Genomic DNA, 17,157 nt, shown 5'->3' with positions numbered 1-17,157 from the left:
ATCCGTCAGGACAGCAGGCCGGCTTTGTTCATGGCCGCGCGCACGGCGGCGCGGGCGGTCTCGGAGGCCGGAACCAGCGGCAGGCGCACCTCGTCGGTGGCGAGGCCGAGCAGGCTGGCGGCGAACTTCACCGGAGCCGGGCTGGTCTCGACGAACATCGAGTCGTGCAGCGGCGTCAGCACGTCGCGCAGACGGTAGGCCTCCGTCAGGTCACCCTTGGCCCAGGCGTTCTGCATGGCGGAGCACAGCGCCGGCGCGATGTTGGCGGTGACGGAGATACAGCCGACCCCACCCTGGGCGTTGAAGGCCAGCGCCGTGGCGTCCTCGCCCGACAGCTGGATGAAGTCGGGGCCGACCTCCTGCAACAGGCGGACCGGGCGGGCCAGATCGGCGGTGGCGTCCTTCACGCCGATGATGTTCGGCAGCCGCGCCAGCCGCGCCATCGTCGCCACAGACATATCCACGACACTGCGGCCGGGAATGTTGTAAATGAAGATCGGCAAATCCGCCGCGTCATGGATCGCCTTGAAATGCTGGTACAGACCTTCTTGAGACGGCTTGTTGTAGTAGGGCGTGACCACCAGCGCCGCCTGCGCGCCCGCCTGGCGGGCGTGGCGGGTCAGCGCGATCGCCTCCTCGGTCGAGTTGGAGCCGCTGCCGGCCATCACGGGCACCTTGCCGCCGGCCGCCTCGATGCACAGTTCCACGACGCGGTTGTGTTCCTCGTGGGACAGGGTCGGCGACTCGCCGGTGGTGCCGCAGGGCACCAGACCATGCGTGCCCTGGGCGACCTGCCACTCCACGAAGGACTGGAAGGCCTTCTCGTCCACTTTCCCGCCCTTGAACGGAGTCAGAAGGGCGACAATGGAACCGTGGAACATGGCTGCCTCCTCAGTCGGCTTAGCTGGAAAAAAGAGTTGCGCACATTATCCCTCCCCGCCGCCCTCGGCAAGAGCGCCCGGACCGCTGTTTTCGCGGGTCTCCTCACCCTTTTCGCGGCGGTCCCCGGCGCCCTTCCCGCCGCGGCCCTCAGTCCCCAGGACATCGCGATCTATCGCGACGCCTTCAAGCTGGCCGACAATGAGCGGTTGGCCGACGCGCTGGCCGCAGCATCGCGCGCCCAGGATCCGCTGCCGGCCAAGGTGCTGCGCTGGATGGCCCTGGCCAATCCCGGCGGCGGCGGCTTCAGCGACATCACCGCCTTCATCCGCGAGAATCCGGATTGGCCGAACATGGCGGCGTTGCGCCGTCAGGCCGAACTGGCGATGCCCGACATCCCGCCGGCCGAGGTGGCGGACTGGTTCCGCCAGAGCCCGCCGCAGACCAATGACGGCTTCGTCCGCTATGCCGACGCGCTGATCGCCACCGGCGATGTCGAACGGGCGACCACGCTGGTCCGCAAGCAGTGGGCCGAGGCCGGCTTCACCCCGGACGAGGAGGCGACCTTCCTCGCCCATTACACCCCCTATCTGCGCCAGCAGGACCACAAGGCCCGCATCGACCGGCTGCTGTGGGCCAAGCAGGAAGGGCCGGTCCGCCGGATGCTGCCCTTCTTCGACGAGGCCTATGACACGCTGATCGAGGCGCGCATCGCGCTCGACGGCGACAGCGCCGGGGCCGAGGCCGCGCTGTCGCGGGTGCCGCCCAGCCTGCTCAACGATCCGGGGCTGATGTATGACCGCGCCCGCTATCTGCGACGCAAGGGCAACGATGCCGGCGCGCTGGAGATCATCACCAGGGTCGGCACGGACCTGGGCCGCCCGCAGGCCTGGTGGTCGGAGCGGCATCTGCTGGCCCGGCGGGCGATCGAGCGCGGCGACTATAATCTGGCCTATCGTCTGGTCAGCACCCACGGGATGAGCGAGGGCAGTTCCTTCGCCGACGCGGAGTTCCTGTCCGGCTTCCTGGCTCTGCGCTTCCTCGACAAGCCGTCGGAGGCCTTCACCCATTTCCACAAGCTCTACCGCTCGGTCACAGCACCGATCAGCAAGGCGCGCGGCGCCTACTGGTGCGGCAGGGCGGCGGAGGCGCTCGGGCAGGCCGGACCGGCGCGCGACTGGTACGCCAAGGCGGCGACCTACCCCACCACCTTCTACGGCCAGTTGGCCTTCCGCCATGTCTCCGGCGGCGCCGTCACCCTGCCGACGCCGCCCGCGGTCTCCAGCGCCGAGACCGCCGCCTTCAACAGGCGCGAACTGGTGCGCGTCGCCCGCGTCCTGGCGGAGATCGGCGGGACCGCCGCCGATCAGGTGACCGGTTTCGTCCGCCGCGTCAGCCTGGACGCCAAGACGCCGGCCGATTACGTGCTGGCCGCCAGGCTGGGGACCGATGTCGGCCGCCGCGACCTCGCCGTCGCCGCCGCCAAGGATGCCGCCCAGAACGAGGTGTTCCTGGTCGATGCCGGCTACCCGATTATCGACGCCCGCCCGGCGGCGCCGGAACTGGCGCTGGTCCACGGCATCATCCGGCAGGAGAGCACCTTCAACCCCACCATCGTGTCGTCCGCAGGCGCGCGCGGCCTGATGCAGCTGATGCCGGGAACGGCGCAGCAGGTGGCGGGAAAGCTGGGGCTGAAGCACACGAACGCCCGGCTGACCTCAGACCCCGGCTACAACGTCACCCTCGGTTCGTCCTATCTGGCGGACCTGATCGACCGCTTCAACGGCTCCTGGGTGCTGGCGATCGCCGGCTACAATGCCGGCCCAGCCCGCGTCAGCCAATGGCTCCAGACCTATGGCGATCCGCGCACGGAGACCGTCGACGTGGTCGATTGGATCGAACTGATCCCGATCTCCGAGACCCGCAACTATGTCCAGCGCGTGCTGGAGGCGGTCCAGGTCTACCGCGCCCGCCTGAACGGCGACCGGGCGGAGCCGAACCTGGACCGGGACCTGCGGCGGTAACCCCCGTTGGGGCGGTCCCCCTCAAGCCGTGGTCGGGTTGGGCATGCCGGGCATCGGCTCGTCGGCGGGCGGGGGAACTTCGGGCAGGATGCCGGGATTGTCGGGGACCGGATAGGGCTCGGGCGTCGCCGGGCGATCGGGCTGCGGCGGGTTCGGATTGGAGGGCGGCGGAATCTCGGCCGGAGTGGACGGCTTCTGTGGTTCGCTCATTCGGAAAACTCCGTTTGGGGGTGGCCGGGATGTGACGCCTCACTCGGCCGTCCGTTCGATCACCCGGCCACCGGCCTGGACGTCTTGCCCGGCCCCCTGCACCGTGTTGCAGCCGGTCAGCATGGCGGTGAACATCATCAGGACCGTCAGGAGCACCAGATCGCGCGCAGGGAACGGAATGGCGCGGGCGGCGGCGCCCCGCCGGCGGTTCGTGGCGTTCTGCATGGTGTCTCTCCGGTTTCTGGTGAGAAGGCTGGATCGGTGAGGCGAAGCGATTGCCCGGTCGTCGTTGGTGTCGCTTCTGACAACGGGCTGGCGGCGGCTTGGTTCCGCGCCCGCCTTCACTTGCCATGCAGGGAATGCAACCGTCCTTTCGACGGAGCCCGAAAGCCTTGACGCGGTAAGCCCGCCGGGCAGAATGACCGGCTTTTGCGCAGTCTGCCCGCTTTCCGGTCACGCCTCAGGGTCCGGCGGGCGCGGCTTGGGCCGCGATTCCCCTTCCGCCGACTCTTTCCGCCGCCAAAGGTCCCGTCATGGGCGCCGCCACATGAGTACCGCCACATGAGTAGCGCCACCCTGCCGACGCCCGAACCGTTGCGCGCGCGCCTCGCCGCCCATATCGGCGAGCTGCTGCGGCTGGCGGCGCCGGTCATCGTGTCGCGCGCCGGGCTGATGGTGATGATGGCGGTCGACACCGCCATCGTCGGCCGCTTCTCGGCCCAGGAGCTGGCCTATTACGGGCTGGCCCATCTGCCGGGCAACATCATGGTCGGCACCGGCGTCGGGCTGCTGATGGGCACGGTGATGATCACCGCCCATGCCTTCGGCGCCGGGACCGATGCGGAGTGCGGACGCGCCTGGCGGCGTTCGATCCCCTACGCGCTGCTGCTGGGGGTGCTGTTCGCCCTGGTCTCGCTGCTGGGCGATCCGCTGTTCCAGGCGGGCGGGCAGACGCCGGAGATGGCGGCGGGCGGCGCCCATGTGCTGGCGGTGCTCGGGCTCGGCGCGCCCGGCATGATGCTGTACATCACCACCGGATTCTTTCTGGAGGGGATCAAGCGCCCGCTGCCCGGCATGGTCGCGATGGTGATCGGCAACCTCGTCAACGCGGCGCTGGCCTGGACGCTGGTCTGGGGCCATGCCGGGCTGGAGCCGCTGGGCGCCGTCGGCTCGGCCTGGGCGACCACGATCGTGCGCTGGGGCATGGGGCTGGGGCTGGTCGCCTATGTCTGGTGGATGCGCGACCATGACCGTTGGCAACTCCGCCGGCCGGTCGCCGACTGGTGGAGCGGTGCCGCGCGCCAGCGCCATCTCGGCTATGCCGCCGGCCTCAGCATCGGGGTGGAAAGCGGGGCCTTCGGTGGACTAGGCCTGTTCGCCGGCATGATCTCGCCGCTGGCTCTGGGCGCCTACACGGTAGGACTGAACCTGACCGCCCTGCCCTTCATGGCGGCGGTCGGGCTGGCGTCGGCCACCGCGGTGCGGGTCGGCGTCGCCTATGGTCGCGGCGACCGCAGCGACATGGCGCTGGCCGGCTGGACCGGACTGGGCGTCACCAGCGCCATCCTGGCCGGTGTCGGCATCCTCTATCGCAGCGTCCCCGAGGCGCTGGGCGCCATCTACACCGGCGACCCGGAATTGCTGGAGGCGGTGGTGCCGCTGATCGCCTTCGCCGCCTGGATCCTGATCGCCGACGGCGGCCAGACGGTGATGGCGAACGCGTTGCGCGGCCGGCACGACGCCTGGGTTCCGACCGCCCTCCACTTCTTCTCCTACGCCGTGGTGATGATCCCGGTATCGGCCTTCCTGGTCTTCGGCCTCGGCCACGGCGCGCACGGGCTGTTCGAGGGAATTCTGATCGCCAGCCTGGTGTCCGTCACCATCCTGTCGCTGCGGTTCGCCGCTCTGAGCAGGCGCTGATCCAGGGCCTTCGGCCCCGAATCATTGTGTGCAATTGCGAGAGTTGCTATATTTGCCCGGCTAAACTTTCGGCCCGCAAGGCCAGTGACTGCCGCGGATCCGCAAGCGGCGGCACCTTGGAAAAATGAGTGTCCGCTTGAGCAATACGCCCCTTCCTCCCGCCTCCGACATCGCGCCGATCAACATCGAAGACGAGATGCGGAAATCGTATCTCGACTACGCGATGAGCGTGATCGTGAGCCGTGCCCTGCCCGACGTCCGCGACGGGCTGAAGCCGGTTCACCGGCGCATCCTCTACGCGATGAAGGAGGGCGGGTACGATTCGACCAAGCCCTATAAGAAGTCGGCGCGTATCGTCGGCGACGTTATGGGTAAATATCACCCGCACGGCGACAGCGCGATCTACGACGCCATGGTCCGCATGGCGCAGGACTTCTCGATGCGCCTGCCGCTGATCGACGGCCAGGGCAATTTCGGTTCGATGGACGGCGACCCGCCGGCGGCCATGCGCTACACCGAGGCGCGTCTGGCCAAGGCGGCGGAAGCGCTGCTCGACGACATCGACAAGGACACCATCGATTTCCAGGCCAGCTACGACGATTCGGGCCGCGAGCCCACCGTCGTCCCGGCCCGCTTCCCGAACCTGCTGGTGAACGGCGCCGGCGGCATCGCCGTTGGCATGGCGACCAACATCCCGACCCACAATCTGGGCGAGGTGATCGACGCCTGCTGCGCCTATATCGACAATCCCGACGTCACACTCGACGAGCTGATGGAGCATGTGCCCGGTCCCGATTTCCCGACGGGCGGCCTGATCCTCGGCCGCTCGGGCAGCCGGGCGGCGCTGCAAACCGGGCGCGGCTCGATCATCCTGCGCGCCAAGACCCATTTCGAGGAGGTGCGCAAGGACCGCACCGCCATCATCGCGACCGAGATCCCCTATCAGGTCAACAAGGCCAAGCTGATGGAACGCATCGGCGAGGTCGTGAACGACAAGACGATCGAGGGCATCGCCGACCTGCGCGACGAATCCGACCGCGACGGCGTGCGCGTGGTGATCGAGCTGAAACGCGACGCGGTCCCCGACGTGGTGCTGGCCCAGCTCTTCCGCCATACCCAGCTCCAGACCTCCTTCGGCGTCAACATGCTGGCGCTGAACGGCGGCCGTCCGGAGCTGATGAATCTGCTGGACGTCATCACCGCCTTCGTCCGGTTCCGCGAGCAGGTGATCACCCGCCGGACCGAGTTCCTGCTGGGCAAGGCGCGCGAACGGGCGCACACCTTGGTCGGTCTGGCGGTCGCCGTCGCCAACCTGGACGCGATGATCGGGCTGATCCGCAGCGCCCCCGACCCGGTCTGGGCGCGCGAGGAGATGATGAACCGCGAATGGCCGGTCCATGACGTCGGCCCGCTGATCGAGCTGATCGACGAGCCGGGCCGCGGCGTCAGCGACCAGGGTACCTACCGCCTGTCGGAGGTCCAGGCCCGCGCCATCCTCGATCTGCGCCTGCACCGCCTGACCGGGCTGGAGCGCGACAAGATCGGCGCCGAGTTGAAGGACGTCACCGACCAGATCGCCGATTTCCTCGCCACGCTCGCCAATCGGCCGAAGCTGATGGGGATCCTGCGCGACGAGCTGGTCGAGATGAAGGAGCGCTTCGGCACCCCGCGCCGCACCGAAATCCAGGATCTGGAGTTCGAGGCCGACATCGAGGACCTGATCCAGCGCGAGGACATGGTCGTCACCGTCAGCCAGTCCGGCTATGTCAAGCGGGTGCCGCTGTCCACATACCGGGCGCAGAAGCGCGGCGGCAAGGGCCGCGCCGGCATGTCGATGAAGGCGGAGGACGCCGTCAGCGACCTGTTCGTCGCCAACACCCACACGCCGTTGCTGCTCTTCTCCAACCGCGGCATGGTCTACAAGTTGAAGGTCTACCGCCTGCCGCTGGGCAACCCGCAGGCGCGCGGCAAGGCCTTCGTCAACCTGCTGCCGCTGATCGACGGGGAGACCATCACCACCGTCCTGCCGCTGCCGGAGGACGAGGCCGCCTGGGCCGATCTGCATGTCGTGTTCGCCACCTCCAAGGGCAATGTCCGCCGCAACCGCATGTCGGACTTCGCCAACATCCGCTCCAACGGCCTGATCGCCATGAAGCTGGAGGAGGAGGGCGAGCGTCTCATCGGCGTCCACACCTGCTCGGAGACCGACGACATCCTGCTGGCGACCCGCGGCGGCAAGTGCATCCGCTTCCCCGTCGACGATGTGCGCGTCTTCGCCGGCCGCACCTCCACCGGTGTTCGCGGCATCAAGCTGGCCGACGGGGACGAGGTGGTATCGCTGTCGATCCTCGCCCATGTCGACGCCACGCCGGAGGAGCGCGCCGCCTTCTTCAAGATGAAGCGCGACGAAGGGCTGGAGATGGAGGGCGAAGCCGCTCCGGAGGCCGATGAGGTGCCGACCGACAGCGTCACCCTGACGCAGGAGCGGTACGAGGAACTGAAACAGAAGGAACAGTATATTCTCACCGTCTCCGACCGCGGCTATGGCAAGCGCAGTTCGTCCTACGAGTATCGCACCGCCGGACGCGGGGGCCAGGGCATCTGGAACATGGAGATGGGCGAGCGCAACGGTTCCATCGTCGCCGCCTTCCCGGTCGAATCGAACCATCAGGTGATGATGGTGACGAATGGCGGCCAGGTGATCCGCATGCCGTTGCACGACGTGCGGGTCGCCGGGCGCAAGACGCTGGGCGTCACGCTGTTCCGCGTCGGCGCGGACGAGCGCGTGGTGTCCGTCGCCACCATCGCCGAGGAAGACGGCGAAACCGGTGCCGATGCGGGCGCCGAGAGCGGCGGCGACGCCAACGGTTCGGACGGGTCGATCGGCGATGCCGGCGGCACCGCCGCGCCGAATGACTAACGGAAGGGCGAAGGAACACTCCATGGCGACCAGCCAGACCGAGACCAGCCAGGGTGGTCGAATCGGTGTCTATCCCGGCACCTTCGATCCGATCACCAACGGTCACATGGACATCATCCAGCGCGCCGCGCGTCAGGTCGATCACCTGATCATCGGCGTCGCCCGGAATGCCGGCAAGGGGCCGCTCTATTCCACCGACGAGCGGGTCGCCATGGTCCGCGAGGATGTGGCCGCGCTGAACGCCGCCGGCGCCAGCATCGAGGTGCGGGCGTTCGACAACCTGCTGATGCATTTCGCCATCGAGATGAACGCCCGCGTCATCATTCGCGGCCTGCGCGCCGTCTCGGATTTCGAATATGAATTCCAGATGGCGGGCATGAACGCGCGACTGAATCCGAAGGTCGAGACGATCTTCCTGATGTCGTCGGAGAAGCACCAGTTCATCTCCTCGCGGTTCGTGAAGGAGATCGGGCGGCTTGGTGGCGACATCCGCCATTTCGTCTCGCCCCGCGTCGCCGAGCGGCTGGCCGAACGCTTCGCGCTGGAGGCCGGCAACGGCACGATGCCGACCACCAGCCAGACCTGAGCAGCCAGACTTGATCTGTGCGATCAGAGGCTTGATGGCAAAATCCTGCATTTTCCATCAAGCCCATGGTTGACCTTTCGCGCGCGTCTTTCTATGGTGCGCCCACTTCCGGCGGGGGCCAGTTCACCGCCGCCGCGAAAGGATGATCCGGTAGCTCAGTCGGTAGAGCACGTGACTTTTAATCATGTGGCCGTGGGTTCGAATCCCACCCGGATCACCATTCCTTTCAATAGCTTGCGGCACAATTGGTGTCCCAAGAAATCGACGGCGCGTCGTCGCGGGACATCAATGGGACAACAGTCCGAACGTTGAGTTGCCCCGATGTTGTCCCGGTGTCCCGGCTAGAGCGTGTTTATGAACAACGAATCGCCAATCTCCCTTGACCTGATCACTCCCTTTGTCGGCCTAGCGGCATCTCGACCCGCGATAGCGCGGGCGGCATAAGCCAACCCTCGGTGGGGCCGGTCTCCCGCTCCAGCACCTCCCCCACCTCGCGGCATGGGCTTCCTTGGAGGCGCAGCGCACGGGCCGGGATCACTGATAGGTGCGGTGCATGCGGCGCGTCGGTCGTGCTGGTGACGCACTGGATCGGCGGCGACGTTCTGATCTCTGCGGTGGACCGGCGGTGTCGTCGATGCGGTCTCCGCGCTGACTTGCTCATCCTGGGCTATGGCTGGCAGATGGTACCCGTAGACGCGCAGAGCCTTGCCGCCACTCTCACCCGTTGGTAGATTTGATGCCTTCCAGGCTTACCTTACGGTTCCATTGATGACGTTGAAGTTGCTCGTCGATACATGCGTGTGGCTCGACCTCGCCAAGGACTTCCGGCAGCAGCCGGTCATCAGTGCGATCGAGCATCTCGTCGCGTCTGAAGAAGTTGAGCTACTTGTTCCCCAAATCGTGCTCGACGAGTTCCAGCGCAACAAGGAACGTGTGGCGGCGGATGCGAAGCGCAGCTTGCAGTCCCATTTCAGCCTTGTCCGAGACGCAGTGCGACGCTTCGGCGACGAGAATGGCAAGGACGCCGCCCTGAAGGCTCTCGACGAGGCAGACCATGCAGCGCTGATCAAGAGTGGGGCGGTCAACGCCTCCATCGACCGCATCGAGCGGCTTCTGACGCTGGCCTCTCCGTTGCCGGTCACCGACGCCATCAAGATTCGCGTAACGGAACGGGCGTTGGCCCAGAGGGCGCCCTTCCATCAGTCCAAAAACAGCGTTGGCGACGCAGTCATCATAGAGACGTATTCAGATCAGGTTGGCATCGGCGTTGAGGGCGGAACCCGCTTTGCCTTCGTGACGCACAACTACAAAGACTTCGGTCGGCCGATTGGTGATCGGCGCGAGCCGCATGAGGACATCTCGCCGTTGTTCGAGGCAGAGTGGTCCTCATATTGGATATCACTGGTGGATCTCCTACATGACCTTGACGAGGATCTGCTTCCCAATTTCGATCTGGAGTTCAACGGTGCCGTCCAGCCGCGGCGGCTGTCAGAGATTCTCGAAGCCGAGCATCTACTCTTCCGCCAAGTTTGGTACAACCGGCATTGGAATCTTCGAGCCAGCATCGAAGAGGGTAAATGCCACGTTGTTTCAGAGGCGAACTATTCGAGGGCCCCATACCGGCCTGATCAAATTCTGGACTCCGTCTGGGCAGGGGCATTGGAAGCCGCCAAGCGGACCGAAGAAGAGGTCGGGATCGATAATCTTGGTCCCTGGGACGACTTCGAGTGGGGGATGATCAACGGCAAGCTCTCGGCCCTGAGATGGTTGCTGGGCGACGACTGGGACATGCTGGACACGTGACTGCCTGGGATCAAAATTCACTTCCTCTATACGGCTGCCTGACAGGCATCGACCTGCCTATGGACCGACTGACAGTAGCGCCGGGCATCGTTCTCAGGAAAGTGTTCGTCGACATGTTCGGCGCATCGATGCTTGCGTTCTCTCCACCCCCGACCAAGAAGGCCGCGCACCCGGCTCCATGGGTCGCCGTTAAAGGAGGGTTCTCCTTTGAAAGCCGTGCTGAGCTTGCTGTCTCGGAGAGTTCAGCCCTTGGAGGTCTATCGCCTACCGTCGTTGCTTGGCTGGTGGCTGCGGTGCTCCGACTTCAAATGAGGACGCCGGTAAGATTGGCAGTTGTCGGGAACATACCCTTCGACAGGATGGGTTCCGAATGGCAGAACGCTTCACCATACCCGTTCGAGGGGGCGCCTCAACAGATCGGCTTGTTCAATGCGTGGCGCGAGGTGGCGACGGCAGATGACCTTGTATGGCTCGTCGATATGCTCCCCATTGCCGTCCGCCTCTACCATGATGAACGTTTCTTCAGGGCGATCTCTGTCTACAACCAAGCACAATGGAGTCCTACCCTGGAGATGGGCGTGGTGCTCCTGTGGTCCGCCCTAGAAACTTTGTTTGGCCTCGGTGGAGAGCGAGAGAAGACGAAGGCACTGTCCCGTGCGGTATCGGGCTATGTTGCCACGGATCGCAGTGATCGTGATCGTGCCTACCAAGTGGTCCGAGACCTCTACGCCAAGCGCGGTAAGGTGGTACACGCTGGCGCGAAGTTGGATGTTAACGACGTGATTCAGTCATTCCAGTTTGGGCGGGTTTGTTTTCGCCGAGTACTCATCGAGGGTGTGCTCCCTGCGTCTCCTCAATAATTTCGCGACTGAAGCGAGGAGAATGACATCATCTTTGTGTTCGGAGCGGCCGGTGTAGAACAGAGCGCCCCGAGGCAACCGTTTATATTCCATCCAACAGGGCTTCGCCGATCTCCCTCCACCTGAGCACGGCCGCCATCGGTCTGCGCTGTGCCTCGACCCGCAGCCGGGGCCAGTCGTCCACCGCTGAGAAGAATGCGGCCAGCGCCGGATCGGCGGCCACAGCCCGGCGGTACGCGGGCGCGATCCTGTCGTCCGGCAGCGAGAGGCCACGGACGCGGGCCACAGCGCGGGCGGCGTAAGCCAGGGGCTCCGACAGGCCGGTCTCCCGCTCCAACAGCGTCCAGCGGATCGCGTGGGCTTCCTCGGGGGCGCCGCGCGCGACCCCGAGGACGATGGGCATGTGCCCGGCGGTCACGGACGGGCCGCCGGGACGATCACAGCGCCCTGGGCCTGAAGCTCTTGCACCCACTCGGGCAATTCCTCGGCCTCGGGACGGCTGGCGGGCGCCGCCGGTCTGACGGCGGGACCGGGCTGGCCCGCGGGGGCGACACCGGCGGCAAGGTCCTGCCCGGTCATCTGAAGCCCTGCCAGTTGCGGGATTAGCTCGTAGGGCTCAGATCTGGCGAGCCGCGCGCGTTGGTCCGGCGTCAACGCGGCTACCGCCAGGCCGACCTCCGGCGAGGGCGGGGTTTCGGTGTCGCCCGCCGCGTACGCCCTCAACTGGCGAGCCAGGGCAGCCCGATCAGCCACCGTGCCGACGGCGGCCTCGGTGCGAGCCGTCCGCTGGCACTCCTCCTCCCATTGCCGCCTGACGTGCTCCGGCGGCTCATAGTCGACCACCTCGACGCCCTGGCGTTGAGCCTCCAGCCAGTAGAGGGCGCGGAACTCGTCGCTGCCCCACGTGCGGGCGCGCGGCGGTGTGCCGTAGTGGTCCTTGGCGTTGGCGACCATCGCCCGGATGGCATCTTCCGTGACCGGCCCGTGAAGCTCGCACCGGTCGCCGGAGTCTACCAGTCGGGACGGGCCGATTCCGATCAGCACCCGGCCGCCGGACGTAGTCACGTCGGTGTAGCCCTGCTCGCGCCACCAGTCGGCCCGGTCGCTGGCCTCCTCAGCGTTCAGGCGGCGCCCCGGTCCCCGGGTGCGCGCCGATGTCGGTAGGCGGCTGACGACGTCGTCCTGCCAGTCCAGCGCCGCAGCGGCGTCGAGGGCAAAATCCGCAGCGGTGCCGTTGGCCGCTCCCCACGTCTTGATCCGCTCGGACTGGTGGTCGATCTCCGCCCAAGAGTCGTCGCGAAACTGCACGCGCGTCAGATTGGGATTCTTGGTGTCAACCATATAGACACCGCCCCGATAGTTCTCGTAGTCGAGATCGGGACCAAGGCGCTCGCGCAACAAGTTTACCTTGATTTCTTGCTTGGCTGCCGAGGAGTCTTTTTTATCAGCCTTGACCATTTCCGTCTCCAGTTCGAGTAGTGCGTTTTCCGTTTTTCGCAACGCCCGGATGGCGCCGACGTGACGTTGTCGCGCCGACGGCCGGGGCGGTGGCGCGGTCGGGTCGCGGGCGTGGCGTTCGCGCTGGCGGCGGTGTCGCTGGGCGGCTCGCTCCCCCATTTTCGGCTCGGCCTGCCGGTCGAGGCCACGCTCGGCGTACGAGCGGGCATCTACGCGCCGGTCAGATGCGACGGCGCGCAGGTGGCGGTTGATCTCGTCTGCCCACCGCTGCCGCTCGACTTTCAGGGCCTCGCCGCGGGGCGCGCCCTTGGCGCCGTCGAGGATGGCGATGAGGTCGTCGCTCTTGCGGGCGGCGAACCCGTCCTGGCCGAGCGCGCGGGTGGTGATCATCACGTGGGCGTGTGGCTGCGGCCCGCCGTCGGCCGCGGGCGGGCAATGGACGCAGACATCGGCGGCCAGCCCGGCGGCAACGTACGGCGCAAGGGCCTGCTCAAGCAGGGGGCGGTACGCCTCGGGCGGCAGGTCGCGGGGGAGGCTCACCTCGATCTCGCGCCACAAACTGGCATCCCGGCGCTTCTCGGCCCGTTCCACTGCCCCCCAGAGGGCGCCCCGGTCGCTCGCCCATGCCGGGGCATCGGCCGGGACAAGAATGAAAGCATCAGTTATATGACGTTTGCGCGAGTAGTCGAACGTTTGGCCTAGCCGTTCGTCATGGAGCCGCTGCCCGGCCCGGTACGCTGCTGCGGCGACACTGCTCCGGCCTGCCGAACGCTGGCCCACCTTGGCGCCGAAGTGAAAGTGTGCCTCGCCAGACGGGAGGCTGGTCACGGCTCGAACTCGAAATCGGGGTCGTCGGGCTCGGTGAGGATGCGAAGGGCTCCGACGGCGGCGGAGGCGCGCGTCGGGGCCGCCGCCGTCCACGGTTCGGCGATGTCGCCGAAGGAGCGCAACCATGCGCCACGCGCCCACGCGATGGCGGCAATCGTCGCGTCGTCGGGCGCCCCGTCGGGGCAGAGTGCGGCGGCGACGGCGCGCACGACGTCGGTCTCCCGAACCGGGTGGCGTCGGCTCGCGCCCGGCTCCCGCGCCCGCCAAGCGTCGGCGAACGCCCGGGCGGCATGCCGGGTGGCGTCGTCCGGGGCGGTCTCGGCGAGGCGCTTGTACGTCACCGACGGCGCTTCCCGTCGGCGCGTCCTCGGTCGGCCGGGCGGCGGTGCACTCATCGGCGTCCCTCCGCGTATGCGGTCCGAACGCCGCGCCAGATGCGCGCCCACACGGCGCCCTCGGCGCGGCAGCCCTCCGGCACGATAGCCCACACGGCGGCCGCCTCCGGCGTTCCGGCGGCGCGCTCGCGCCGTCCACCGATGAGGCCGATGCCAATAAGCTCGTCTTCCAACCGGGCGAGGAGGTGGGCCTGTTCGGCTGGGTGCAGGCTATCCGAGTCCGGCCAGTCCGCTGGACAGCCGCAGTCGTCAGTGTCGGACTCTGGAAAGAGGTCCGGGTTGAATGCGGCGGTGTCAATGTTGTCATGCCTCATGGCCCGGCATTCCGTGAGTAATTGTCAACATTTTTGAGCGCGTATCGGGCACCGATACATAAGCGCGCCTTTCCAGGCTCTCCCTTCCCATCTTGTTTCGGGCAGAGCGCAACGCAATACTCTGTAGGGCGACGCGCTGGTTTCTGGGAGGCATCATGTCGTCTGGTGGGTTGGACTGGTGGGACGTGTCCGAGGATGACGGGGAGAGTCGTGAGTACTGGCGGGCGACGGCGGGGGAATGGTCACTGGACGCTTGGCCGGAAAAGGACGGCACGTACTCTTGGGACGTGTCGGACCTCGGGCGCTCTGGCGCCTACGTCAGCGGGACCGGCCAGCCAACGCTGACGGCTGCGATGATGACGGCAGAGGCCCGGTGGCACGGGATCGTGCGGGGGGAGGCGCCGCATGGCCGGGAAGCTCACTGAACTGGCGCAGCAGCGCGCCCGGCTAGAAGCTCGGGCGGCCGAACTCCGGACGCGCGAGAAGACGCTTGCCCGGCAGTCCGATGGCCGCCGAAAGGTGATCGTCGGCGCCATCGTCCTGAAGGCCATCTCGTCCGATGGGCGCGCTCGCGAATGGCTCGTGACCCAGCTTCGACGCGGCCTTTCTGAGCGTGATCGGCCCCTGTTCGCCGACCTTCTGCCAGACGAGGGGGGCGGCGCATGACGACGATGGCCGAACTGGGGGTCGTCGATCTCCCGCCGTGGCCCGGTCCAACCGCCGTGCGCCGGGATTACGTCGCCGGGTGGGAGGCATTCGCCGACGCCGTCGCCGACGGGCTGGACAAGGTCGTTGACCCGGGCGACGTCGTCCCGCCGTCGCTGTCCGCCAATCCCGCCCGACGGATCGCGTGGATTATGGGATTCGCCGAGCACCAAGTGGCGCTGGGAACGTGGGAGCGGGCCTTGTGGGGCGGCGGGCCGACCGACGTAGCGACGGTCCACGCGGTCGTCCAGCGTGCCGTCGGGGACCTCCGGGCCGCGTACCTGGGCGGCCGGTGACCGACTGCCACCTCTACCGCCTGCACGGCGGGCGCGTCGGCGTCCGCCCGCTTGTCCGCCCGGTCGGCCTGCGGGGCGTGCAGGTCGTTGCGCAGCCCGGCCATGAAGCGCCCGGCCTGCGGCCGATTCTACCATGGCTTGCCGCGGAGGCGGCGCGGGTCGCACCGTGGTCCTCGGTTTACGTCGCCCCTCGGCTATGGGTGTCCGCCGACCGCTCCGACGATTACGGCGACTGCGCGTTCGAGACCCGGCAAGACAGCCACGGTCGTCGGTGGAGTCAATGTGGCGGGATCGCCTGCGCCTCCACCGGCGCGGCGGCGGTGTCGCTCAAGGCGGGCGTCCATGGTTTGCCAACAATCTTGCACCACGAACTGTGGCACCTCGTCAGCCCCCGGCTGGCCGCTGCCGACCGCGAGCTCGTCTACGACGCGGTGGAGCGGCATGGCGTTGACCTGGGCAGCACTTACGCTGACAGCCCGGAGGAGCGCGCCGCCCGACTTTTCGAGTCGTGGGCCGGGCAATGGATCGCGGGTGCGCCGCCGGTCGCCTGCGACTGCCCCGTAAGGCTGCTGTGTCAACTGGTTTACACGGGGCGGTATCCTTTCTTGAGCATTTGACGCAGATATCCCGTCAGCCCAAGGATAGATTGGCTGATATGAGGTAATTTATCAAAAATAACCATCTGTCCTTGCAAGGATAGATGAATTTGGCGGTACGAGAATTTCTTAGAGCAATCTGTCCTTGCCTTAAATAAATTTTTGACAACATTGAATATCCTCTTGAGCAACCTGAGAGAGCCCGGCAACATACCTCCATTGCGACGACGAAATAGAGGTAGTGACATGAGTATGAGTGAGGTGGATGCGCTGGCGGCGCTGCTGAGCGAGGCGCTGGTTGCCCTGGAGCAGGCAGATCCCGCAGCGGCGGCGGCGATCGTGGGTCCGACGCGGCCGCATTGGCTGACGCCCGAGGAGGACGCGCGGTTGATCAAGCGCGCCGACACGGCGCTGGCGGCGGCGCACGAGGCGCTGCACCCGGTGCTCGCCGAGCGGCTCGAAGAGGTGGTCGAGCGGTGCCGGGAGATGGCCGACGAGATCGAGGAGGCCGCGTGATGTACCGGGGAATTGAGAGAGTCTACTGTCCCGGTGCAGCGTTGCGCCGGGGGTGCCCGAGCATCGAGCGGGCGCTTGTGGCGCTGGATAGGCTGGTTGAGCTTGGGCCGCTCGACGACGACGAGATGGTCGACACGGCGCTCGGGGCCTGCGACAGGGGTTGCCCCGACACCAGATGCGGCGAGGTGGACGAGGCCGGGACGGTCTGCCTCCAGCCGCTCGCCTACGACAGCGCTGCCGTCGAGCGGGATCTTACGCAACTCGGAGGACGCCATGCTTACTGACGAGCAAAAGGCTGCCATCGCCGCCGTGCTGGCCGCATGGGAGTCCGACGATGAAGATGGCTGCGGGTGCTGGTACGGCCTGGACTACCTCGACTACTGGCTTGCTGTAGACGGGTGCGTGGAGTTGCTCCATGCGCTCGATGGGGAGCGTGACGCGCTTCCCGAGGCGGTGAGCTACATCGAGCACTTGCTGTCGGCCGAGGAGGCTGCGGCCGCCCTGGAATGGCCGAGGTTCATGGATGTCGCCAGGGACGTCGCTGCCGGACGGATGACGCTGTCCGAGGCATTGGGTCAACACTGGTCGATCCGTCAGCGGTGCGTGTTGGCATTGGTCGCCCGCGAACCGAGGGCGGCACCCAAGGCATACGCTGAACCTAAGGCGGCGTGGGCGCGCCTCAACGGCGAACAGCAGGCGTTCGTCAGGAACCTGTTGGGCACGGCGATGCTACGGGAAATGGGAGTGGAGGTGGTGGACCCCGCCGACGAAGAAGAAGAGCGCGAAGAACTGGGTGGGCTGCGTCCGTAGCGCGCCGGACAGCGGCGCCCACGAAGCGGCGGTTCAT

At 66.9% G+C, this 17,157-nt stretch carries 19 protein-coding genes and 1 tRNA gene; 13 read left to right on the top strand and 7 right to left on the bottom strand.

What is annotated here, in order from left to right; genetic code table 11:
* Positions 1-5: 5 nt before the first annotated feature.
* A complete protein-coding gene (gene dapA / locus AZL_RS07425) occupies positions 6-881 on the bottom strand; it encodes a 4-hydroxy-tetrahydrodipicolinate synthase (protein WP_012974012.1) in 876 nt (291 codons plus the stop codon).
* Between the two features lie 36 nt (positions 882-917).
* Here dapA and AZL_RS37500 point away from each other — a divergent pair, with 36 nt between their 5' ends.
* The gene (locus AZL_RS37500; RefSeq protein WP_042442770.1) at positions 918-2,903 is read left to right on the top strand and encodes a lytic transglycosylase domain-containing protein; all 1,986 of its coding nucleotides are present in this window, start codon (positions 918-920) and stop codon (positions 2,901-2,903) included.
* A gap of 21 nt (positions 2,904-2,924) precedes the next feature.
* On the opposite strand, the gene AZL_RS07415 is transcribed toward AZL_RS37500, so the two are convergent.
* Together AZL_RS07415 and AZL_RS07410 are read right to left on the bottom strand one after the other, a co-directional pair.
* Positions 2,925-3,113 (bottom strand): hypothetical protein, encoded by a 189-nt coding sequence (locus tag AZL_RS07415; protein ID WP_042442768.1) that lies wholly within the window; start codon positions 3,111-3,113, stop codon positions 2,925-2,927.
* 39 nt (positions 3,114-3,152) lie between these two features.
* Positions 3,153-3,338: an entericidin A/B family lipoprotein gene (locus AZL_RS07410; protein WP_042442767.1), complete on the bottom strand. Its 186-nt coding sequence runs from the start codon at positions 3,336-3,338 to the stop codon at positions 3,153-3,155.
* A gap of 336 nt (positions 3,339-3,674) precedes the next feature.
* On the opposite strand from AZL_RS07410, the gene AZL_RS07405 reads away from it, so the two are divergent.
* From AZL_RS07405 to AZL_RS35365, 6 genes are all read left to right on the top strand, one after another.
* Positions 3,675-5,033, top strand: coding sequence for an MATE family efflux transporter (locus AZL_RS07405; RefSeq protein WP_012974010.1), 1,359 nt, complete (start codon positions 3,675-3,677; stop codon positions 5,031-5,033).
* 136 nt (positions 5,034-5,169) lie between these two features.
* Positions 5,170-7,953 (top strand): DNA gyrase subunit A, encoded by a 2,784-nt coding sequence (gene gyrA / locus AZL_RS07400; RefSeq protein ID WP_012974009.1) that lies wholly within the window; start codon positions 5,170-5,172, stop codon positions 7,951-7,953.
* Between the two features lie 22 nt (positions 7,954-7,975).
* On the top strand, positions 7,976-8,539 hold the full coding sequence (coaD, locus tag AZL_RS07395) for a pantetheine-phosphate adenylyltransferase (protein ID WP_012974008.1): 564 nt from the start codon (positions 7,976-7,978) through the stop codon (positions 8,537-8,539).
* A 144-nt stretch (positions 8,540-8,683) separates the two neighbouring features.
* Positions 8,684-8,759 (top strand) — tRNA-Lys (locus tag AZL_RS07390).
* A 548-nt stretch (positions 8,760-9,307) separates the two neighbouring features.
* Complete coding sequence (locus AZL_RS07385) at positions 9,308-10,342, top strand: PIN domain-containing protein (RefSeq protein ID WP_012974007.1); 1,035 nt, start codon at positions 9,308-9,310, stop codon at positions 10,340-10,342.
* The gene (locus AZL_RS35365; protein WP_148219246.1) at positions 10,339-11,202 is read left to right on the top strand and encodes a HEPN domain-containing protein; all 864 of its coding nucleotides are present in this window, start codon (positions 10,339-10,341) and stop codon (positions 11,200-11,202) included. The genes AZL_RS07385 and AZL_RS35365 overlap by 4 nt, the downstream gene beginning before the upstream one ends.
* A gap of 82 nt (positions 11,203-11,284) precedes the next feature.
* Here AZL_RS35365 and AZL_RS07375 read toward each other — a convergent pair whose 3' ends face one another.
* The 4 genes from AZL_RS07375 to AZL_RS36250 are packed head-to-tail and all read right to left on the bottom strand — an operon-like array spanning position 11,285 to position 14,197.
* Positions 11,285-11,605, bottom strand: coding sequence for a hypothetical protein (locus AZL_RS07375; protein WP_042442762.1), 321 nt, complete (start codon positions 11,603-11,605; stop codon positions 11,285-11,287).
* Between the two features lie 11 nt (positions 11,606-11,616).
* A complete protein-coding gene (locus AZL_RS33305; RefSeq protein ID WP_012974005.1) occupies positions 11,617-13,488 on the bottom strand; it encodes a MobA/MobL family protein in 1,872 nt (623 codons plus the stop codon).
* On the bottom strand, positions 13,485-13,829 hold the full coding sequence (locus tag AZL_RS36255) for a hypothetical protein (RefSeq protein ID WP_042442760.1): 345 nt from the start codon (positions 13,827-13,829) through the stop codon (positions 13,485-13,487). Before AZL_RS36255 ends, AZL_RS33305 begins: the two co-directional genes overlap by 4 nt.
* A gap of 50 nt (positions 13,830-13,879) precedes the next feature.
* Positions 13,880-14,197, bottom strand: coding sequence for a hypothetical protein (locus AZL_RS36250; RefSeq protein ID WP_042442758.1), 318 nt, complete (start codon positions 14,195-14,197; stop codon positions 13,880-13,882).
* Positions 14,198-14,602: 405 nt separating this feature from the next.
* On the opposite strand from AZL_RS36250, the gene AZL_RS07350 reads away from it, so the two are divergent.
* The 6 genes from AZL_RS07350 (at position 14,603) to AZL_RS07325 (ending at position 17,120) form a co-directional block, all read left to right on the top strand.
* Positions 14,603-14,863: a hypothetical protein gene (locus AZL_RS07350; RefSeq protein ID WP_012974004.1), complete on the top strand. Its 261-nt coding sequence runs from the start codon at positions 14,603-14,605 to the stop codon at positions 14,861-14,863.
* Entirely contained in the window at positions 14,860-15,198 is a 339-nt protein-coding gene (locus tag AZL_RS07345; protein ID WP_042442754.1) for a hypothetical protein, read from the top strand. Before AZL_RS07350 ends, AZL_RS07345 begins: the two co-directional genes overlap by 4 nt.
* The gene (locus AZL_RS07340) at positions 15,195-15,815 is read left to right on the top strand and encodes a hypothetical protein (protein WP_042442752.1); all 621 of its coding nucleotides are present in this window, start codon (positions 15,195-15,197) and stop codon (positions 15,813-15,815) included. Before AZL_RS07345 ends, AZL_RS07340 begins: the two co-directional genes overlap by 4 nt.
* Positions 15,816-16,040: 225 nt before the next feature.
* Entirely contained in the window at positions 16,041-16,310 is a 270-nt protein-coding gene (locus AZL_RS07335) for a hypothetical protein (RefSeq protein WP_012974002.1), read from the top strand.
* The gene (locus AZL_RS07330) at positions 16,310-16,594 is read left to right on the top strand and encodes a hypothetical protein (RefSeq protein ID WP_042442748.1); all 285 of its coding nucleotides are present in this window, start codon (positions 16,310-16,312) and stop codon (positions 16,592-16,594) included. Before AZL_RS07335 ends, AZL_RS07330 begins: the two co-directional genes overlap by 1 nt.
* Positions 16,584-17,120 (top strand): hypothetical protein, encoded by a 537-nt coding sequence (locus AZL_RS07325; protein ID WP_042442746.1) that lies wholly within the window; start codon positions 16,584-16,586, stop codon positions 17,118-17,120. The genes AZL_RS07330 and AZL_RS07325 overlap by 11 nt, the downstream gene beginning before the upstream one ends.
* Positions 17,121-17,157 lie beyond the last annotated feature (37 nt).

The sequence above is a fragment of the Azospirillum sp. B510 genome, assembly GCF_000010725.1.
Taxonomy (GTDB): domain Bacteria; phylum Pseudomonadota; class Alphaproteobacteria; order Azospirillales; family Azospirillaceae; genus Azospirillum; species Azospirillum lipoferum_B.
This window is presented reverse-complemented; position numbering and strand designations above follow the sequence as displayed.

Excerpts from the sequence above, each read along its gene's own strand:
- dapA (WP_012974012.1), bottom strand. The coding sequence starts at position 881 with ATGTTCCACGGTTCCATTGTCGCCCTTCTGACTCCGTTCAAGGGCGGG.
- AZL_RS07415 (WP_042442768.1), bottom strand. The coding sequence starts at position 3,113 with ATGAGCGAACCACAGAAGCCGTCCACTCCGGCCGAGATTCCGCCGCCC.
- AZL_RS07410 (WP_042442767.1), bottom strand. The coding sequence starts at position 3,338 with ATGCAGAACGCCACGAACCGCCGGCGGGGCGCCGCCGCCCGCGCCATT.
- AZL_RS07405 (WP_012974010.1), top strand. The coding sequence starts at position 3,675 with ATGAGTAGCGCCACCCTGCCGACGCCCGAACCGTTGCGCGCGCGCCTC.
- coaD (WP_012974008.1), top strand. The coding sequence starts at position 7,976 with ATGGCGACCAGCCAGACCGAGACCAGCCAGGGTGGTCGAATCGGTGTC.
- AZL_RS07385 (WP_012974007.1), top strand. The coding sequence starts at position 9,308 with ATGACGTTGAAGTTGCTCGTCGATACATGCGTGTGGCTCGACCTCGCC.
- AZL_RS07375 (WP_042442762.1), bottom strand. The coding sequence starts at position 11,605 with ATGCCCATCGTCCTCGGGGTCGCGCGCGGCGCCCCCGAGGAAGCCCAC.
- AZL_RS36250 (WP_042442758.1), bottom strand. The coding sequence starts at position 14,197 with ATGAGGCATGACAACATTGACACCGCCGCATTCAACCCGGACCTCTTT.
- AZL_RS07350 (WP_012974004.1), top strand. The coding sequence starts at position 14,603 with ATGGCCGGGAAGCTCACTGAACTGGCGCAGCAGCGCGCCCGGCTAGAA.
- AZL_RS07345 (WP_042442754.1), top strand. The coding sequence starts at position 14,860 with ATGACGACGATGGCCGAACTGGGGGTCGTCGATCTCCCGCCGTGGCCC.
- AZL_RS07335 (WP_012974002.1), top strand. The coding sequence starts at position 16,041 with ATGAGTATGAGTGAGGTGGATGCGCTGGCGGCGCTGCTGAGCGAGGCG.
- AZL_RS07330 (WP_042442748.1), top strand. The coding sequence starts at position 16,310 with ATGTACCGGGGAATTGAGAGAGTCTACTGTCCCGGTGCAGCGTTGCGC.
- AZL_RS07325 (WP_042442746.1), top strand. The coding sequence starts at position 16,584 with ATGCTTACTGACGAGCAAAAGGCTGCCATCGCCGCCGTGCTGGCCGCA.